At 53.9% G+C, this 18,629-nt stretch carries 12 protein-coding genes; 6 read left to right on the forward strand and 6 right to left on the reverse strand.

Features of this window, described 5'->3' with window-relative positions; genetic code table 11:
- Positions 1-4 precede the first annotated feature (4 nt).
- Positions 5-592: an imidazoleglycerol-phosphate dehydratase HisB gene (gene hisB / locus FF011L_RS16840; RefSeq protein ID WP_145352769.1), complete on the forward strand. Its 588-nt coding sequence runs from the start codon at positions 5-7 to the stop codon at positions 590-592.
- Between the two features lie 360 nt (positions 593-952).
- On the opposite strand, the gene FF011L_RS16845 is transcribed toward hisB, so the two are convergent.
- On the reverse strand, positions 953-1,987 hold the full coding sequence (locus FF011L_RS16845; protein ID WP_145352770.1) for a DUF1593 domain-containing protein: 1,035 nt from the start codon (positions 1,985-1,987) through the stop codon (positions 953-955).
- A 264-nt stretch (positions 1,988-2,251) separates the two neighbouring features.
- On the opposite strand from FF011L_RS16845, the gene FF011L_RS16850 reads away from it, so the two are divergent.
- Positions 2,252-4,333, forward strand: coding sequence for a S46 family peptidase (locus tag FF011L_RS16850; protein WP_261342571.1), 2,082 nt, complete (start codon positions 2,252-2,254; stop codon positions 4,331-4,333).
- 317 nt (positions 4,334-4,650) lie between these two features.
- Positions 4,651-6,495 carry a sulfatase-like hydrolase/transferase gene (locus tag FF011L_RS16855; protein WP_145352772.1) on the forward strand — a complete coding sequence of 615 codons (1,845 nt, stop codon included), beginning with the start codon at positions 4,651-4,653 and terminating at the stop codon, positions 6,493-6,495.
- 333 nt (positions 6,496-6,828) lie between these two features.
- Here FF011L_RS16855 and FF011L_RS16860 read toward each other — a convergent pair whose 3' ends face one another.
- Together FF011L_RS16860 and FF011L_RS16865 are read right to left on the reverse strand one after the other, a co-directional pair.
- Positions 6,829-7,113, reverse strand: a complete 285-nt coding sequence (locus FF011L_RS16860; protein WP_145352773.1) for a hypothetical protein — start codon at positions 7,111-7,113, stop codon at positions 6,829-6,831.
- A 44-nt stretch (positions 7,114-7,157) separates the two neighbouring features.
- On the reverse strand, positions 7,158-8,096 hold the full coding sequence (locus FF011L_RS16865) for a DUF1559 domain-containing protein (RefSeq protein ID WP_145352774.1): 939 nt from the start codon (positions 8,094-8,096) through the stop codon (positions 7,158-7,160).
- 1,735 nt (positions 8,097-9,831) lie between these two features.
- On the opposite strand from FF011L_RS16865, the gene FF011L_RS16870 reads away from it, so the two are divergent.
- The gene (locus tag FF011L_RS16870; protein WP_145352775.1) at positions 9,832-11,118 is read left to right on the forward strand and encodes an outer membrane protein assembly factor BamB family protein; all 1,287 of its coding nucleotides are present in this window, start codon (positions 9,832-9,834) and stop codon (positions 11,116-11,118) included.
- A 94-nt stretch (positions 11,119-11,212) separates the two neighbouring features.
- Complete coding sequence (locus tag FF011L_RS16875) at positions 11,213-11,992, forward strand: DUF3386 family protein (protein WP_145352776.1); 780 nt, start codon at positions 11,213-11,215, stop codon at positions 11,990-11,992.
- A 236-nt stretch (positions 11,993-12,228) separates the two neighbouring features.
- Here the strand turns inward: FF011L_RS16875 and FF011L_RS16880 are convergent, their stop codons facing one another.
- The gene (locus FF011L_RS16880) at positions 12,229-14,313 is read right to left on the reverse strand and encodes an FAD-dependent oxidoreductase (RefSeq protein WP_218932695.1); all 2,085 of its coding nucleotides are present in this window, start codon (positions 14,311-14,313) and stop codon (positions 12,229-12,231) included.
- Positions 14,314-14,500: 187 nt separating this feature from the next.
- On the opposite strand from FF011L_RS16880, the gene FF011L_RS16885 reads away from it, so the two are divergent.
- Positions 14,501-15,727, forward strand: coding sequence for a lipopolysaccharide biosynthesis protein (locus tag FF011L_RS16885; RefSeq protein WP_145352777.1), 1,227 nt, complete (start codon positions 14,501-14,503; stop codon positions 15,725-15,727).
- Positions 15,728-16,013: 286 nt separating this feature from the next.
- Here FF011L_RS16885 and mtnA read toward each other — a convergent pair whose 3' ends face one another.
- Entirely contained in the window at positions 16,014-17,087 is a 1,074-nt protein-coding gene (gene mtnA / locus FF011L_RS16890) for an S-methyl-5-thioribose-1-phosphate isomerase (protein WP_145352778.1), read from the reverse strand.
- A 39-nt stretch (positions 17,088-17,126) separates the two neighbouring features.
- On the reverse strand, positions 17,127-18,563 hold the full coding sequence (gene lpdA, locus FF011L_RS16895; RefSeq protein ID WP_145352779.1) for a dihydrolipoyl dehydrogenase: 1,437 nt from the start codon (positions 18,561-18,563) through the stop codon (positions 17,127-17,129).
- Positions 18,564-18,629 lie beyond the last annotated feature (66 nt).

The following is an 18,629-nucleotide window of genomic DNA, read 5'->3' on the forward strand; positions in this document are numbered from 1 at the left end:
AGAAATGTCTCGAAAAACGACTATCGATCGCCAGACCGGCGAAACTCAAATCCGTCTATCGATTGATCTGGACGGTTCCGGAGCAGGCGAGCGCAAAACCGGCATTGGTTTCTTGGACCACATGCTGGACCTGTTCGCCAAACATGCTTTAATCGATCTAACGGTCGAAGCCACCGGCGACCTGCATGTCGACGATCATCACACCACCGAAGACATCGGAATCTGTTTGGGCCAGGCAATCGATCAGGCCCTCGGGGATCGAGCTGGTATCCGCCGTTACGGACACTTTACGCTGCCAATGGACGAAGTCCTGGTGACGGCGGCTGTTGATATGGGTGGAAGGTATGCCTTCGAATACCAAGCCCCCATCTCCGCCGATAAGATCGGAACCTTTGACACCGAACTGGTGGAACACTTCTGGCAAAGCTTTGCCGCCAACGCGAAGTGCAATCTGCATGTCTTGATGCACTACGGCCGCAATGCCCACCACATCTCGGAAGGCATTTTTAAAGCGGTCGCCAGAGCCGTCCGAATGGCAGCCGAATCCGATCCACGCAGCGACGCGATTCCCAGCACCAAAGGGGTCCTTTAGGATCCCTCCAAAAGCCAGGCTGAGCAGTTAACGACAGGGCTGCCCGCCACGAAGCTGGCGAACAGCTTGGTGATTGAGTGATTGTCGCCTTTCGCTCCCGCGAAAGAACGCTCCCTTAAAGTTACTTTCGCGGAGCGAAAGGCGACAATCATCCTCCGCTTTCGACGAAACCAACAAGCCACTTGCGGGTGAAGGAAACTGCAAAATGCAAAATGCAAAATGGCTGTCCCTGCTGCGGCATTTTACACTTTGCGGTCTCTCACTCGGCTTGTGGGATCTCGTGCCAGGCAACACCTTTTGCGGCAACGAATTATCAGTGCTGGGGTTAACGATCCTCTAGATACATTCACTCGCAAGCGGCTACTTGCTCCAGGACATTCTCAATGCAAAATCTTCTTGAAATTTCTCCCGCCAACGGCTGACCGTTTCGCGGGCCTCGCGGTAGTGAGGCCCGTCATCGCGGTACCATCCATCGCTCGCTTGATAGAATTGCCCGCCCCAGCCCGACTTGGTGGGGTCTGTGGGATCGTTCCCTCCTTTGGGCAAGAAGAAAAACCACGAAGGTGTATCCCCTTCTTTTAGGCACCCATACGGATTGGGATTCGTATGCGTTTTTAATGGGTAGCGGCTACCGAGCGGCCCCGTTCCGAGAATGTTTTCTCGAATCCATTCCTCCGAAGTTAACTGCTCGTTCCCCGTCAAATACATGCCTCGAAAGGTCGCGGTTCGCGAATCCTTTCCGGCAGGGGCCCGGCTAAGAATGTAATACAAACCGGGAAACTGTTCATGCATCCAGTTGGCGATCCGGTCTTGATCTGCAATGTCATACACGCGAAACCGTTTAACGAACTTGGCATATTCCGCCGCACTCCGATCCGTTTGGACTCGCCATAAGGCTTGCGCCAAATCGGACTGACCGCCCCAAATTGCGATATTCAAAGGGTCTTCCGGTGAACCGGCGTCGATCCGCTCGATCAACCATGCAGAACCTTCCGTATCATTTCCTTTACCGATGTGCTTTCTGCCACGCTGGGGACTGCCTGTCTTGATGACACCCGAAAGCTGTTCGACCGTCGGCCAGCCTTCTTCATGTTTCGCGAGATTGGGACGGACCTCCCCATAGGCTGAAACAATTTCGCGAATCAAATGAGGTTGCGTGATCTTCTCTTTCAGTTCGCCTGGAACCCCCGAAGCGGTAGCGACAAGCCCTTCGATCCGAAAGGCATTGGAATAGACCATCAACCGTATCATCGACTGGCGGTCGTCGGGGTCTCCCCCGATGTCGGTCAACACTAATAACCGAGGCCGTTCATCGGCGTTGGCTTGCGAATGCATCGCGAACAGGGTCCCCAGCACCACCCCCAACACCAATAGACGACAGCAACGATTTAACATGCGACCCTCGAAAAACCACTAGATTTGATCGAACAACAACGGACGAAGTGGGATACAGCCCGGCAATCCGTTATTGTAGACGGAATGCAGCGTCCCAGTGGTTTCCCAAAATTGACACCTTCACGCCCCTCATGATCTGACATGCCCTGCCAAGCTTGCCCAACATCGCCCCATGTCTTTCCCCTTTCTTGCTCGCGTCTATTCGGATTCATAACGCTGCTCTGCGGAGTCGGCTGTTCCTTAACTGCGATTGCAGAAGAGGGGATGTATCCGATGAGCGAACTGCGAAGCTTGGATCTAGCGGCGCGCGGGATTGAATTGACTGCCGACCAGATATTCAAACCGCATGCGAACAGCCTGGTCGATGGTGTTTGCAAGGTGAATGGTTGCACGGGGTCGTTCGTGTCTCCCAAGGGGCTGATCATCACCAACCACCACTGTGCGTATGGTGCAATCCAGCAGGCAAGCCAAGGCAAGCAGGATTATTTAACCGACGGCTTCCAAGCGAATACGCAACAGGATGAAATCCCAGCGCCCGACTATGTGGTCCGGGTCACCGAAGACTACCGCGATGTTTCCCAAGAAGTTCTTTCAGCGGTGCGTCAGGATATGACCTTTTTGGAACGGACCAAAGCGATTGAAAAGAAGAGTAAGGAAATTGAATTCGCGGCCGAACAGGCAGCTCCACAGTTCCGCGCTGAAGTCGCGGAAATGTTCGCAGGAGAATCGTACGTTCTGTTTCGCTATACCTACTTAAAGGACATCCGTTTGGTCTTTGCACCTCCACAATCGGTGGGAAATTTTGGTGGTGAGATCGATAACTGGATGTGGCCACGGCACACCGGCGACTTTTCATTCATGCGAGCCTACGTCGCACCCGATGGCTCCTCCGCGACGTACCATGCCGATAACGTTCCGTACGAACCTCAACGTTTCATTCAGGTTTCTGCCGCTGGTGTCGAGGAAGAGGATGCCGTTTTTCTACTTGGCTATCCCGGTAGAACGGCTCGCCATAAAACGTCTGCCTTTTTGCTTTACGAACAAAACCTGCGGCTGCCGACCATTATCGATCTGTACAATTCCCAGATGGCAATCATGGAAAACGCGGGCAAGGACAACCGCGAAGTCGAAATCAAACATGCCTCACGGATGCGTTCCTTATCCAATGTTGAAAAGCGATCCCGCGGCCAGCTTCAAGGACTTGTCCGAGCCGACATTGTTAAAAATCGCCAAGACCAGGAAGCCGAACTGCAAAAGTTCATCGAATCCGAACCAGCCAACCGCGAACAATTTGGCACCCTGCAGGCGGAAATAGAAGCTGTCTACGACCAAATGACCGCAGCCGCTCCGCTAGAAATCAACCTGAACCAATTGCGGTCTGCCAGTCGCGCCGCCTCGTTTGCGTTTTTTGTGATCGATGCCGCCCACGAGCGGCAAAAACCGAACCTCGATCGCGAAACGCCCTATCTGGACAAGAACTGGGATCAATCGCTGCAAAAACTAAAAAGCTCGGTGAATGACTACCACCAAGCAACCGACCAAGCGATCCTCGCCGACATCCTGCAGCGGCTTGCCTTGGTCGATGCCGAACAAACGATTCCAGCCCTCACACCTTTGCTGGCCTCTGCGGAAGCGATCCCGACGGTCTCCGCACAACTCGTTGAACAAACAAAACTTGACGATTGGAATTTCCTCGAAGAATGCTTGGCAATGGACGTCCAGCAACTAAACGAGGTCAAAGATCCGCTGCTACAACTCATGCTGCAGCTCTACCCGACCTACCTCCAAATCCGTGAGACCCAAAAGACAAGGGAAGGGGAATTGAGTGAACTGTATGGGCGTCTGCTGCTTATCAAAAGACGTTTTATGCAAACCAATTTTGTCCCCGACGCGAACGCGACACTGCGATTTACCTGCGGCCATGTGCGACGCTACTCGCCAGAGGACGCTGTGATCAAGACTCCGTTGACGACGTTGTCGGGAGTGATTGCCAAAACGACTGGCGTCGCACCTTTTATAACTCCCGCAGAGGTGATTGCGAAACAGCAGGCGGGCGACCTAGGCCCCTTCCGCAGTCCTGAACTTGACGATGTCCCCGTCGCGATTCTGTACGATACCGATACCACCGGCGGCAATTCGGGAAGCCCGATCTTGAATGGAAGGGGAGAGTTGGTCGGGGTCAACTTCGATCGTTGTTTCGAAGCGACGATTAACGATTTTGCTTGGGACCAAAGCTACTCGCGGTCAATCGGCGTCGATATCCGCTATGTCTTATGGCTAACCGGCATCGTTTATGGAGCCGATCATCTACTGGACGAAATGGGCATTGATATGCCCGCAAACTAGTACTGCCAAACCGCTGATCTGCGACAATCGACAACCAAACCTGATTGCTTTGATCGGGTTGGTGTTCGGTCCGAATATCGGCAGATTGGCAATGTACGAACGGCTGGAGCCAAAGCCAATATTTGACTTCCGCGGCACCAGCGAAGAGACTGTGACATGTGACCGATTGTCGGTTTTTGATTGCTACCGATGCCGCTGATCGGCGCGATTATTCGCATCTAACACCCACTGATCCATCTCAGCAGACCGTCTGTTTGCTGACGATGCCGCAGGCTGCCCTGCACCCCCTAATCAACACCCGAGGAAGAGGATCCCTAATGTCCCAGTACTTTGCCAAGACTTCGTCGGCCGATCAAAAACGGGTTGGCGGCCAACCTGGGCCGGCTTCATCGACCTTGCCGCTTACCGCACTGGCGGTGCCGTTTTTGGCAGCCCTCAGTGCTCTATTCCTCAGCCCAATCGCTCGGCAGGCGACCGCCGCCGAACGTCCCAACATCGTCATGATTCTGGCAGATGACCAAGGCTGGGGTGATTTAAGCCTTCACGGGAACACCAATCTATCGACACCCAACATCGACTCATTGGCGGCGGACGGCGTCGCATTCGAGAATTTCTATGTCAGCGCCGTCTGTGCTCCGACTCGCGCTGAAATGCTTACTGGACGGTACTTCATTCGGACCGGCGTGCGAGGAGTCACACGGGGTGACGAACGATTGAATCTAGACGAAATCACGATCGCAGATACTTTCCAGAAAGCGGGCTACCGAACGGGAGCTTTCGGGAAATGGCACAATGGGTCACAGCCTCCCTATCATCCCAACGATCGAGGCTTCGACGAGTATTACGGATTCACTTCGGGACACTGGGGGACTTATTTCGAACCACCCTTGGACCACAACAATACCGCAGTCAAAGGGAAGGGATACCTTGTCGATGACCTAACCAACCACGCCATCGAGTTTATCGAAGAGAACAAATCCGAACCGTTCTTTTGTTATGTCCCGCTAAATACGCCTCACTCACCGATGCACATTCCCGATCGGTTCTACGAGAAATTTGATGGCGTGGACCTAAAAATGCGCAATCGCGATCCTGAAAAAGAGGACGAACTCTTCTCCCGTGCGGCGCTTGCCATGGTCGAGAACATTGACTGGAACGTTGGACGTATTCTCCAAGTGCTAGACGAACAGAACTTAGCGGAAAATACGATCGTTATTTACTTTTCCGACAACGGTCCTAATTCCTGGCGTTGGAACGGCGACATGAAAGGGCGGAAGGGATCGATTGACGAAGGGGGCATCCGTGTTCCTTGCCTGATTCGCTGGCCTAGAAAATTAGCCGCCGGAAAAAAGATCGATCAGGTTGCCGCAGCCATCGATTTCCTTCCAACCCTAAGTGATTTGGCAAACGTCGAATTGATCAGTGAAAAACCACTCGATGGGCGCAGCCTAGAACCACTCTTGTTGGGCGACGGCAAAGACTGGCAAGACCGAGCGTTGCTCTCTTTCCGAAAAGGGGCTTCACTGCGAACGCAACGTTTTCGTATCGATGGAGCTGGCAAACTGTTCGACATCGAAAACGATCGATCTCAGCGGCATCCTGTCAACGAAAAATTCCCAAAGGTCTCTGAGCGCATGCAGGATCTATTGGCAAAACAAACGGCAGAGATGAAACAGATCATAGCTACCGCCCCTGCACGTCCCTTCACCGTTGGGTATGGCAAGCGAACGGTCTTGCCAGCGAGAGACGGAGAAGCGAAAGGGGGCGTCGAACGAAGCGCTCGCGCCCCGAACAATTCGTTCTTCACCAACTGGATCGATCCTAAAGGGGCCATTGAATGGAACATCGAAGTCGGTGAATCAGGCCCCTACCATGTTGTGGTCCACCACACCTGCCCCACAGAAAATGTTGGCACTTCGATTCGAGTTGCCATTGGGGACGCGACAGCTGTCGCCAAAGTCGACAAAGCGTTTGACCCGCCCTTGGAGGGTGCCGCTCAAGACCGCGCTTCCCGCGGAAGTGAATCCTACGTAAAAGATTTTGCGCCGCTCGATTTCGGGATGATGGACCTGGAGAAAGGAGTCCATACGCTACGGCTTTCCACCGAAGCATTAGTGGGTGGTCGCTCGATCGACGTCCATTCCGTCGAGCTCACCAAATAGGTTTTAGGTTGCGTCACAGGGAAAAGCCCGGTGCCATCCAACTTCTTAGCGGAACGGCGCAAGCCGTCTGGAAATTTTACGGGTTTTCAAGACGATTGCCGGACGGCTCGCGCCGTTCCGCTAAGAAAAATACCCGCAGATGCCAAAGCAGATAGCATCGGTCGCAAACCGTCTGGCAGCAGCCCTGGAAACCCCGCGTACTTGCCGGTCGGCTCGCGCCGATCCGCTAAGAAGAACGCCCGCAAAAAGGCATTCGAAAAGCCCCTCGAGTTTGGCGACACAAATGATATCCCACCAATTTGTGCCGCCGAAACTCGCTGCTTCCATCGGCAATCATTGCCCTGGAATGCCAGGGATGTCCCGTTTCCTTTCCGGAACTACGACTTCCCTCATAAACCGCCCCCAGGCTCGTTCGGCTTGCAGTTTTTCATCCTTGGCTCGCAGCCGTTCAAACGTGGCTTCGTCGTACTTCTCTTGAATCGGAAGCTGTTTCCATTCTTCCACCGAAAGAGGTGGTAACGGCCCTGAGGAAACAGCCGGTCCCGCGTCGCTGCCACAGCCCAGTAAAATCACAAGCAGCGTATTGGCGATCAAGGTAAGAAACGATTTGTTTTTCATAACGATCATCCGTCAAAAGTTTCTTGGTGTGAATGGCAAGCGGACTACGGCAAGGTAGCCACTTCACCGTTCGCTCGCGTTGAAACCGCTTGATAGACAGCGTGGTCGATCGTTTCCGAAACAAACCTTACCGAACCGTCGACCAAAGAGAACTGTCCACCACTAGGGTGCTGGCTACGGAATGCTCCGTAAACCGTTGACGTGTTGTCGTGACGATTGAAGGGTACGTAAGTTGTTCCCCAAGCGTAGCCGGCATAGCCGTACGCCCAGACTCCGCCATACGAAGTCGAAGGAACTCCTTTCGGCATGAAATCGGTTTCGCCCATCAAGAATGTGTTGGACGTCCCATCAATAACATCGCGGAATTTAGTCGGCTTGCGATGGTTCGGTCCCGCGGTCTCGCCAGAAGCGAGATAGGTTTTGACAGGGATGATCGCACCGTCGTAGGCGGGCTCAGGCAATCCGTAGTAGACCGCATAGTGCAGCATACTGGCGTCCGGGGTACCCGAGGAAAACAGGTAACTCATCGGAGCCCGTTCGCCGGTTAGCGGCCCGCTGGGAGGAACCATTGAGGGGCATAGATAGGTGGGGATACTCTCTTTCTTAAGAGTGTCGTTGGTCCACCCATCCCCGTCGGAATCGACGGTGCTGTTGCGAGGCTCGTTGGGGTCCCAGCGACTGGCAACCGCATCCCCTTCAAGAAAAGGCAAAATCTGGATGTGTCCAGTCGCCCAAGTGCTGCCATCATCCCCTTCCAAACGATCACGAGTCGCATAGGGGAAGGTGAGCAAAGTGTCATGAAAATTGTGCGTTGCCAAAGCGATCTGCTTCAGCTGATTGCTGCACGACATCCGACGTGCCGCTTCGCGAGCCGCCTGGACGGCCGGCAACAACAACCCCACCAACACGCCAATAATGGCGATCACAACAAGCAATTCAACCAGTGTAAAACCCGCACGAGCGCGGAAGTCCTTGTGAGACATCTCGTTTCTCCACGTACCTAAGAATGACGGAACTCACGCCTGGAAAACGTTTTCCAAGGGAGTCGTCGAACGTGGCGGGCTGCCGAACAAAAAAGGTGGCTGGCTTCGTTGACGAATTCAGTTAACCGTGCTGTTGAAACTCAATCTCAACAGCACTTCACGCATCATGCAGGCCGGCGGAGGGGCTGTCAACCATTAAGTTAAGAAATTTCAGCCAGAGGTACGCTGACGACATCGGATCCGATAACGCTTGCGAATCGATTTAGCAAGGGAATTGCCAGGGGTGAGGCAAAGATTTTACGAGGGGGAGAAATTGGCGAGAGAATTTTTAGCGGGAGAACTTAACGTCAATAATGACGGGCGGGCAATTGGGACTGGGGGGAATAGAAGACAACCGTCTCGAAAAATAAAAAGCAAAACAACACATCCGCATTTGGGGACGTCTGATTTAAAAATCTCCTATCTGCAGATGCTCGAACGGAATCAGCCCCATGCCAGCTTGCCTGGCATGAAGCAAAGATTTGAAGTTAGATCCCATGCGATGAGTGGCTCTCGCTTCTGGTTTGGGTTGCCGCAGAGAGCGGCAACCCAAACCAGAAGAATACGCAGAGGGAGATCCCTGCTAATTTTAAATCTCTCGTTCCTGTCGGATAAACCGACGAGGGGACGCATCGAAAGTAGGCCGAATCAAAGAGCGATAGCGATGCAGCTCCGGCGGCCCCCCCTTTCAGGAACGTTCTTTCACGGGGACGTGTAATCTACAAATCTCCTATCTACAGATGCTCAAACGGAATCGGCCCCACGCCAGATTGCTTGGCATGAAGCAAAAATTTGAAGTTAGATCCCATGCGATGAGTGGCTCTCGCTTCTGGTTTGGGTTACCGCTTTCTGCGGCAACCCCATCCAGAGGAATACGCAGAGGGAGATCCCTGCTAATTTTAAATCTCTCGTTCCTGTCGGATAAACCGACGAGGGGACGCATCGAAAGTAGGCCGAATCAAAGAGCGATAGCGATGCAGCTCCGGCGGCCCCCCCCTTTCAGGAACGTTCTTTCACGGGGACGTGTAATCTACAAATCTCCTATCTACAGATGCTCAAACGGAATCGGCCCCACGCCAGATTGCTTGGCATGAAGCAAAAATTTGAAGTTAGATCCCATGCGATGAGTGGCTTCCGCTGCAGCACTGACTTATCTCGCGTCGTCATGAAATCGATCGTGCTGCTACAGCTCTGTTCAAACCAGTTTCTTGACTTTACCGATTGACAAGCCGGCCACCCATAACAAGAATGCAAATCTAATTGAGAATGAATCTCAAATCATTTCAGCATCAGTCAGCCAGCGAACGAATAAGTAGCCAGCCACTGCGATTAGATCCTTTTGTGCGTTCCCATGGATTCGTGGAACCTGCAATGGACTCGTAGTTTGATCCTCCTCGCAAGAGTGAGGCCCCGAAACATGGGAAAAGGCATGGCTCCATCTAATCATCAGGTTCGCCGCAGTCGCATCCAGCGACTTGCAAGATCGATAGCCTTCTTGCGACGAATGGACTGGCCGGCTTTTCTCTCAGGACCGGGCAAACTTCTTGACATACTCACCTCTACAGGCACCAAGTGCCGGCGGAAAAATCAAGTGAAAATGCAGCTACAAAACTCTAGCGTTCCCATCCTCAGGCTTCGGGGAGCCATTTCGTCGCGCCAACGTCGACCAACAATACGGATCCTTGCATCGCGTCTAATGATCGCTTCCACCTGCACTTTATTGGCGGCGATATGCAGTGCTGAAAATCCTCCCTGGAGCAAATTCCAAAATGGAGGCCGTTCGACAAGCGACCTGACACTTCCTGTCGAATGGGCTCCGGACAAAAACATTGCTTGGACGGCTGACATCGAGGGCTACGGGCAATCGACTCCGATCGTTTCCCATGACCAAATCGTGGTGACATCGACAAGCGGGGAAAACAAAGACAACTACCACGTCTCCTCTTTTTCAATCGAAGACGGGAGCAAGAACTGGCAAATCGATTTGACCAATCCTTCGCCGTTTGCCAATACCCCGATGGTCAGCCGCGCAGCGCCTTCCGCGATCGCAACGGCAAACGGTTTCATCGCCTTCTTTGAAGGAGGTGTCCTTGCCGCGATCTCACCGGAGGGGAAGAAGCAGTGGGAAAAGAACCTGGTGGATACCTATGGTGCAATCGAATCGCGACATGGGCTCTCCGCTTCCCTGGAACAGACAAACGACCTTGTCTTTGTATGGGTCGAACGTGGTGAAGATCCCTACATCCTGGCTCTTGATCCAACATCCGGCGAAGAGATTTGGAAAGCAGCCGGAGTCGGAAAGACGTCCTGGGCATCCCCGCGATTGATTCCCGTCGATGGCGGCCAGCATTTGGTCTGCAGTGCCAGCGGCAAAATCATCGGACTTGATCCCTCCACAGGAAAGCGACTTTGGGAATTTGAGAACATTTCAAACAACAGCTCCTGCACGCCAACTCCAGCGGGGGAAGGGCAATTCTTAATCGGAGCCTCGGACGGACGTGGTGAATCGAGCGCCGGATCGGCCGCCGCAAGCAATGGGCTGATCCAGATCAGCAAAAATGACGCGGGCGAGTACGAAGCGAACTTTAAATGGCACGCCAAAAAGGCGACCTCCACTTTTGGCAGTCCAGTCGTTGCAGGAACGACCGCGGCGATTGTGAACCGAACCGGTGTGCTCTACCGCTTGGATTTAGAAACCGGTGAACAGGTTTCCGTGGAGCGCACCGACGCCGGAGGAATCTGGTCAACCCCGATCGTTGCCGGTGGAAACATCTACCTATTCGGTCACAAAGGAACTACCAGCGTTATTTCCCTTGCAGACGGCAAAGAGATTGCGAACAACCGCTGCTGGGCCGAGGCCGCTGCAGCGGACGACTCCTCTCGATCCAGGGGCGGGAACGTTTTGTACGCCGCTGCCCCCGCGGGCAACTTTCTTCTGCTCCGCCGTGGCGACAAACTTTTTGCCATCGGCAAAACGCCATAAAACAGCTTTCGCATCCCCCCCATACTTTCGATCAAGAATCCGCTTCCTGATCGATCAGCCTGACCTCCAACGACCTAAAAACAGAGAATAAACCATGAAACGCAAAGAGCTATTACGCGGTATTGCCGCAGTCCTGCTGTTACTTCCAGCGATCGGACATGCGGAAAAGCCTCTCGACGCGCCCCAGAAAAAGGGTTCCAGTGACCAACTAGCCCGCGCAGCGATGAAAGAAGCCCATGACGCTCGAGCCGTCTGGCATCACTTCCCTGGTTTCACCGCAGAGGTGACGATCCAGACCGACGCCGAATCGCACACCGGAACCATTCTTGTTACCGACGACTTCGACTACGAACTGACGATCTCCGACGATGCCATCGAACCTTGGATTCATTCCAAACTTCGATCGGTCATCGGGCATCGTCGCCCCGGCAGCGCAGCCGTCGAAGTCCAAGTGTCCGAACAGAAGACTTCACCAGAGTTCGGCATTTTTGTCGCCAGGAAAGATGGCAGCGGGACCTTTCGAATCGAAAACGGTTTGATTCGCGAAGTCCTACGCAAGACCGATTCGAACTGGTTGGAAATCACCAATGTTGAAATGTTCGACGCAGGCGATGGAAAGGTTCTTCCAGAAACGTCTTCGGTTTCTTATCGCGATCTGCAAACGGGCAACCTAACAAAAAACGTTACCAATCGCTTCACCTGGACTCGGGTCGGAGATTTCTTCCTACCCAGCGAGTGTTTCACGATTGAAACCGGAACCGAAGGTTCGCGTCAAACGCGTCAACTAACCTTTAGCAACCACAAGCTTACAGAACCGAAGAAGCCCCTCAAGGTTCTTGAATCGACTTCGAAACTCCATAATCCACTTCCATAGTCCTTAATCAGCGTCAGAGATTCAGTCATAGGAGAAACTTCACACAGCGTCGATTGTCGAGCGCACAATCGACGCATTCGATTTGGACACCCCAGATCCCGTTTGGGGACGGCAGCTCTGGAATTTACGTAGTACGGTAGTCACGTATTACGGCAGTCACGATCGCCAGAGCGTGGACAGACAGGCGATTGCCAAGCCTGCCGAAAAATCAAGAACTTTTCAGCTGGCGGATTCTTCTACAACTTTGGGAGGAATTGAATCGCATCTAGAATTACGAATCCATCGCAATCTTGATTGCGGATGGTTACGGTGAGCGGTTCACCTTTACGCAATTCGATTTCTCCTATCTTTCGAAATGCCTGGCCCACTGGCAGGGGCACGGTTTGATCGACCTTGAATTCCTTGACCGTATCTCCATTGCGGACTTCGAGAGGAACCCGTGACGAGCGTGAGGAATGCGGCGAATAAGCCATGCGGATCTCGTAGTTTCCGCTTGCAGGAACCTTTCCGCTAAACGTTGCACTCAGGTCGCCTTCCCCATCCCCGCCGTCATGCAGGTACCCCGAACCGATGTGCGGGTTGAAAAGCCTGGACGTGCTCCACGCTCCCGTTATTTCCGCTGTTGCATCATCCAAAACGATTCCCTCTAGATCCGAAACCTTCAAGCCAACCGGTTGGGCAGGCGGGGGAAGGGGCGCCAATTCGGGCAATTCCAAAACTTGACCTTGAGCCAACAATTGCTTTTGCAGGGCAGGGTAGGGCAGATCCTGAACGGCAACGTTTTGCTTTGCACTTAATGCCGCAGCGATCCCGGCGCTCTGCCCAAGTATCATCCAGGTCGGTTCGACGCGAATGGATGAAAAAGCAACGTGGGTCGCGGATAGAGCAACCGGAACCAGCAGGTTTTCGCAGTCCGATTTGACCGGCAAAATCGAACGATAGGGAACGTGGTACGGATAACCATGAGGTCGTCCCGCCATCCGAACCGGAAAAATAGTCCCTTCGTTTCGGATACTCTCTGCGGTTCCGATCCGCTGGCAATCATGCGAATCGATCGGGAACGAGGAAACCGCGATCGGATCCGATTTCTCTGGATCACGCAGAACGTCGTTTTCGGTCAACACGTGCATGCCTCGCATTCGGCGTCCTTCGCGAACATACAACTGCGGCGACCAATGATCGGTTTCCGGAAATTCGTCACGGCACAGTCCGTACTCGGCCATCTGTTTGCGAAGATGCTCGGGAACCGATTCGTCGGTGGTTAGGAAATGATAAAGTTCCAAAGTGTACTGGCGATGTTTTTGCCAGAGTTCACTGCGTTCGGTGAACGGCGTTTCACACCAATCGTCGCCTCCGCCAACCAGCCCCATCGAAAACTGTTTTCCGATCCCGTTGTTTGCATCAAATTTATCATTGGGCAGAGGATAAATATCCCACAGCAAGTGCGGCCGTTTGACTTGCAAGTAGTAACGTCGAACCGCTTCAAAACGTTTCGGATCGTAAGTTTCGGGAGCCGGGAAATCGACCCGGTTTTCGGGATTCTTTGTTAAGCACAAACGAAAACTGTAGACCATCACGTGGCGATCACCAGCCTCTTCGTCCCCACCTTCGGTGGCGGTCAACAAAGGAAGGAGCTGACCATTTGAATCCAGACCGGAGACGGGAATGGTTCCTTTTGTGTATTGCTTTCCAGCCAGTTTCTCCGAGTACGCTGCGCGACCTTCGCGGCCAATCGTCCACTCCACGCCCGCAGCCGCCATTAGATCCCCTTCGTAAGTCGCGTCGACAAAAACGTCTGCGGCGAAACGTCGATCTTTGCAAAGGATTGCTTGGATCCGCCCCGCTTCTAGATCGACCGAGGTAAGGACCTGATTCGGTTGGACGTCCACGCCAGCCTCTGCCAACATTGCCTTGGTCACACGAGCAGCGACGTGTGGTTCATAGGTCCACTTTGCATTGTTCTTTTCACTGACGTCGTAATGAAGCGGTTGGCCGCGACCGGCATAATCGGCTGCGATGCGTGTATGCCATTCATCAAACAAGCCCATCACGGTTGTCCGCACCGTTTGGTTCGAATCACTAAAACTCAGGCCGCCTGTATTCACCCCGCCGACGTGGTGGCTCGGTTCCACCAGTGTGACCGCAGCCCCTTCACGAGCCGCCGCGATCGCCGCACAAAAACCAGCCGGCGTCGCCCCATAGACCACCACGCTAGGAGCGGTTGCTTGCGATTGCGCATCAACAAATGAACTACAATAAAACGCTCCGACAAAGAGCCCCATAAATGCTATTTTGGCGAGTACCGCAGTCTTAGAGATCATAAATATGTCGCGTCAAAGAGGGAGCCGATCTAATTCGTTCTTTCAAAAACACTAACTTAATCAATCCTTCATCCTCCCGCCTGGGCTGACAGCGAATTCTGCGTCATCTCGAATCCAACCCGGCCTTCATTCCTCAGTGCCTTCCATTCCGTCCCCCGCCGAAATCCGTTTTATTCCCCTTGTATTGGTGTGTGCCAATATTGTGGGCATTTTACTGGCGTACGCAGCAACCATTTTGCTGGCAAGGAATTTGGAGCCCAGCGAATTTGAAAGCTACATCGGGGCAATTGCAACCCTGGGGCTGCTGGCCTCACTGGGCGAAGGGGGCATCGGAAAATACAGCCTAAAGATTGTGCCTCAGTATGTCTTGCAAAAAGAAGCCGGATTGCTGGGTGGTTTCCTGCGATTTGCCCTCGGTTCAGCCATCTTGCTGGGCATCCTATTGGCAGGGCTTGCCGCGATCATCGAACTTGCCGTCCAAGTCGAAGAACGAGAAAAGGTTGTCCTGGAAGCGTTGGTCTATCTGCCTGTCATGGCGGTCGTCGGAGTCGCGATCGACTTCTTACTAGCCTTTCGCATGCCTGTGTTTGCGACCTTACTGGCACGAATCGTGATCCCGTTGACGACCTTGATCTGCATCGGGTTAACCATCCAAGCGGAGAGGTTATCCCCTAGCACAGCGGTGTTCGCGTTTGGAGCGGGAAGCCTGATTTGCCTGCCGATCGCGATCGGTGCGAATTTCACAAAATCAGAACCATTGACGTTGGATTCCCGGCCGATCTTTCTTGCTGGCCCTTGGTTTCTGAACAGTCTCTCTTTTCTGGTTTTCAGTTTCCTTACCGCTTGGATCTTTCGAGCTCCGTTAGTGATCATGCATCACATTCCTCATTCAGGAAACGAACTCGCTTTATTGGCACCGGCGCTGGAAACGGGTTGTTTGGTTTTACTTTTGGCGAAATCGACCGACAAATATTTTCAACCGATGATTTCCGAATACCTCACCACAAATAACTGGGCAGAAGGCCGCAAGATGCGTTGGCTGCGACTGCAGTGGATCGGTTTTGGAATCACCGGTTTCCTGGGGCTCGTCTTCTTCTTTGGGAGAACGATCCTCGGTTGGTACGGCGACAAGTATGTGGTTGCGTACCCTTCGTTGTGCGTCATCGCGATCGGTTCCAGCATTTGGACGATCTGCTCCCTTGCCCCGACCTACCTTCAGTACACCGATGCACTAAGGCGTTTGCTAGGCTCTTTGCTCGGGCATGCCATTCTGCTGACAGTCCTTACGGTATGGCTTAACCGCATGTTTGGCACTTTCGGCGTCGCGCTCGCATACGCCGTATCCATCAGCTCACTTTCGCTATGCAACATGTGGTTGGCCAGCGGCCGACTGCGGGAAGTCCGGCAAGCGTAGTTCCCGTCGCAAACGGTTCGGGGAAATGCCATCCATTTCCTTAACGGCAGGGCGCGAGTACTCCGGCCTGTCGACAACAAACGCATAAAAGAAAGGCCGGACGGCTTGCGCCGTTCCGCTAAGAAAACAGTTCCTAGCGGCAGGGCGCGAGTCCTCCGGCCCGTCGACACCAAACGCTTAAAAGGAAAAGGCCGGACGGCTTGCGCCGTTCCGCTAAGAAAACAATTCCTTAACGGCAGGGCGCAAGTCCTCCGGCCTGTCGACAACAAACGTCTTCGAGTTGCCTTTACGACAACCCGATTGTCTTGGCGACGTTTGCGGCGTTGACTGGCTGGATGATCCCCTGGTCAGTGATGATTGCGGTGATCAATTCGGCTGGTGTCACATCGAAGGCGGGGTTGTAGATATTCGCCCCGTCGGCGGCGGTCTGCGTTCCGTATGGATGCGATACTTCGCGTGCGTCGCGTTGTTCGATTGGAATCCCCGCCCCATCGGCCAACGTTCGATCAAACGTGCTAACAGGCGCTGCAACATAAAAAGGAACGCCATGATGCCGCGCGACAATCGCCAGCGGATAAGTCCCAATCTTGTTCGCTGCGTCTCCGTTTGCGGCAATCCGGTCCGCCCCGACGACCACGGCATCGACCTTACCGGCCTGCATTAAACTGGCCGCCATGTTGTCGCACAAAACCGTCACGTCAACGCCCGAGCGAGCCAATTCCCACGCAGTCAAACGCGCCCCCTGCAGAAGTGGGCGAGTCTCATCAGCGTAAACATGCAATTCAGGTTGCAGTTCGTGTGCAGCATAAATCACTGCCAACGCCGTCCCCTTTTCCGATGCTGCCAAGGCCCCTGCATTGCAGTGCGTCAACACATTGCGGCAACCGTTCAGCAATGGCGCACCATGCTGACCAATGGCCGCACAGGTCTGCCGATCTTGCTCATGAATCGCTTTGGCCTTCTGGAGGACGCGATCCGCTAGCTCTTGATCGGTCGCTTCATTGACGACCACTCGCATCTGATCGAGAGCCCAAAAAAGATTCACCGCGGTCGGTCGACTGGTCGCTAAATAGTCGATCGCCGCCAGAGCCGCTTTGCGTGCATCGGCCTGTTCCTTCATCGCAGTACCGATCGCGACGCTGACACCGTAGGCCGCTGCGATCCCGATTGCGGGAGCTCCACGAACCACAAGTCGATAAATGGCGTCGTGCGTTTGTTCGACACTGTTACAGTCGAAGTAGACCTCTTCGACCGGTAGCTTCGTCTGATCTATCAAACGCAAAAAACCGTCGATGCCTCCGACCCACTGCAAGGTCGGGGGAAGCGTGGACGCCTTTGTCTTCACCAATTCAGAATTCATCGACGACCCGTTTTAAGTTGAACAGCAAACGCCAACCGGCTACGACTTGGCACGCTTCGGTTTGTAAATCTCGGTGGCCGTTCCGAAGAAGACCTCGGCGGAGTTCATCAACGTTTCGCCAAGGGTCGGATGGGCGTGCACGGTTTCGGCGATATCACCAACTTCGCAGCCCATTTCGAGTGCCAAAACAGCTTCGGCGATCAGTTCACCTGCACCTGCACCGACGATACCACAACCGATAACGCGTTTGGTATCGGGATCGACCAGCCATTTGGTCAAACCTTCGGTCCGTCCGAGTGCTTGAGCACGACCACTGGCAGCCCAAGGATAAACAGCCACCTCGTAATTGCGGCCGGCGTTTTTCGCTTCTTCTTCGGTCAATCCAGCCCAAGCGATTTCAGGATCGGTGAAGACAACCGCAGGGATCGCCGCTTTGTCGAATACCGATGGTTTGCCCGCAACAACTTCAGCGGCAACGCGCCCTTCGTGGCTGGCTTTGTGAGCCAACATTGGATCGCCAGCGACGTCACCGATTGCCAGGATGTGTGGATCTGCGGTCCGCTGCTGCGAATCGCACTCCACAAACCCGCGTTCGTTGACAACCACTTTTGTATTTTCCAGCCCTAAGCCTCTGGAGACAGGGCGGCGACCGATCGACACGAGGACTCGATCGAATCGTTCATGACCGAACTTGCCAGGGCCTTCGAACGTGACTTCGACCTTGCCATCTTCGGACTCGGCCATCGAACCGACTTTGGTGTTCAACCAAAGGCGTCCGTCAACCATTTTCTCGATCCGTTTCGCCAGCGGTTTGACCAGATCGCGGTCGGCGCCGGGCAACAAACCGTCGCTCAGTTCGACCACCGTGACTTTACTGCCAAGGCCTGCGTAAACGCTGCCCATTTCCAGCCCGATGTAACCACCACCGACAACCAACAACGTTTCCGGGATGTCGGCCAGCGCGAGGGCTCCGGTGCTGTCCATCACCTTGTCGCTGCCAATATCGAAGGCAGGAGGCATCGCTGGCACACTTCCGGTAGCCAGAATGCAGTGATCGAAGGTCAGCTGTCCACCTTCGGGGATGGAAGGATCGTCCCCTTCCAGTTTCATTGTTTTGGAATCGATAAATGAACCACGAGCCCGGATCACGGTGACCTTGCGTCGCTTGGCCAAATTGGCCAGGCCGCCCGTTAAATTATCGATGACCTTTTCTTTTCTCGCCCGCACAGCGTCGACATCGATTTCAGGGTTCGCGTCGTAGCGGACACCCCAATCGGCACGCAGTTCATCGACTTCACTGATGACTCGAGCGACATGAAGAAGTGCTTTGCTGGGGATACAGCCACGCAGCAAGCAAGTTCCGCCCAGGCGAGCTTCGGCTTCGACGATCGTGACGTCTAGCCCTTCGTCAGCAGCCAAGAAAGCCGCCGCGTAGCCACCAGGGCCACCTCCCAAAACAACCAGTGGAGTATGCATCAGATGGAGCGTGTGTTGGAGGATCTATGCGAGAAACAAAATAAATTAAGTCCAGAAACCAACCCA

This window comes from Roseimaritima multifibrata, from assembly GCF_007741495.1.
GTDB lineage: Bacteria > Planctomycetota > Planctomycetia > Pirellulales > Pirellulaceae > Roseimaritima > Roseimaritima multifibrata.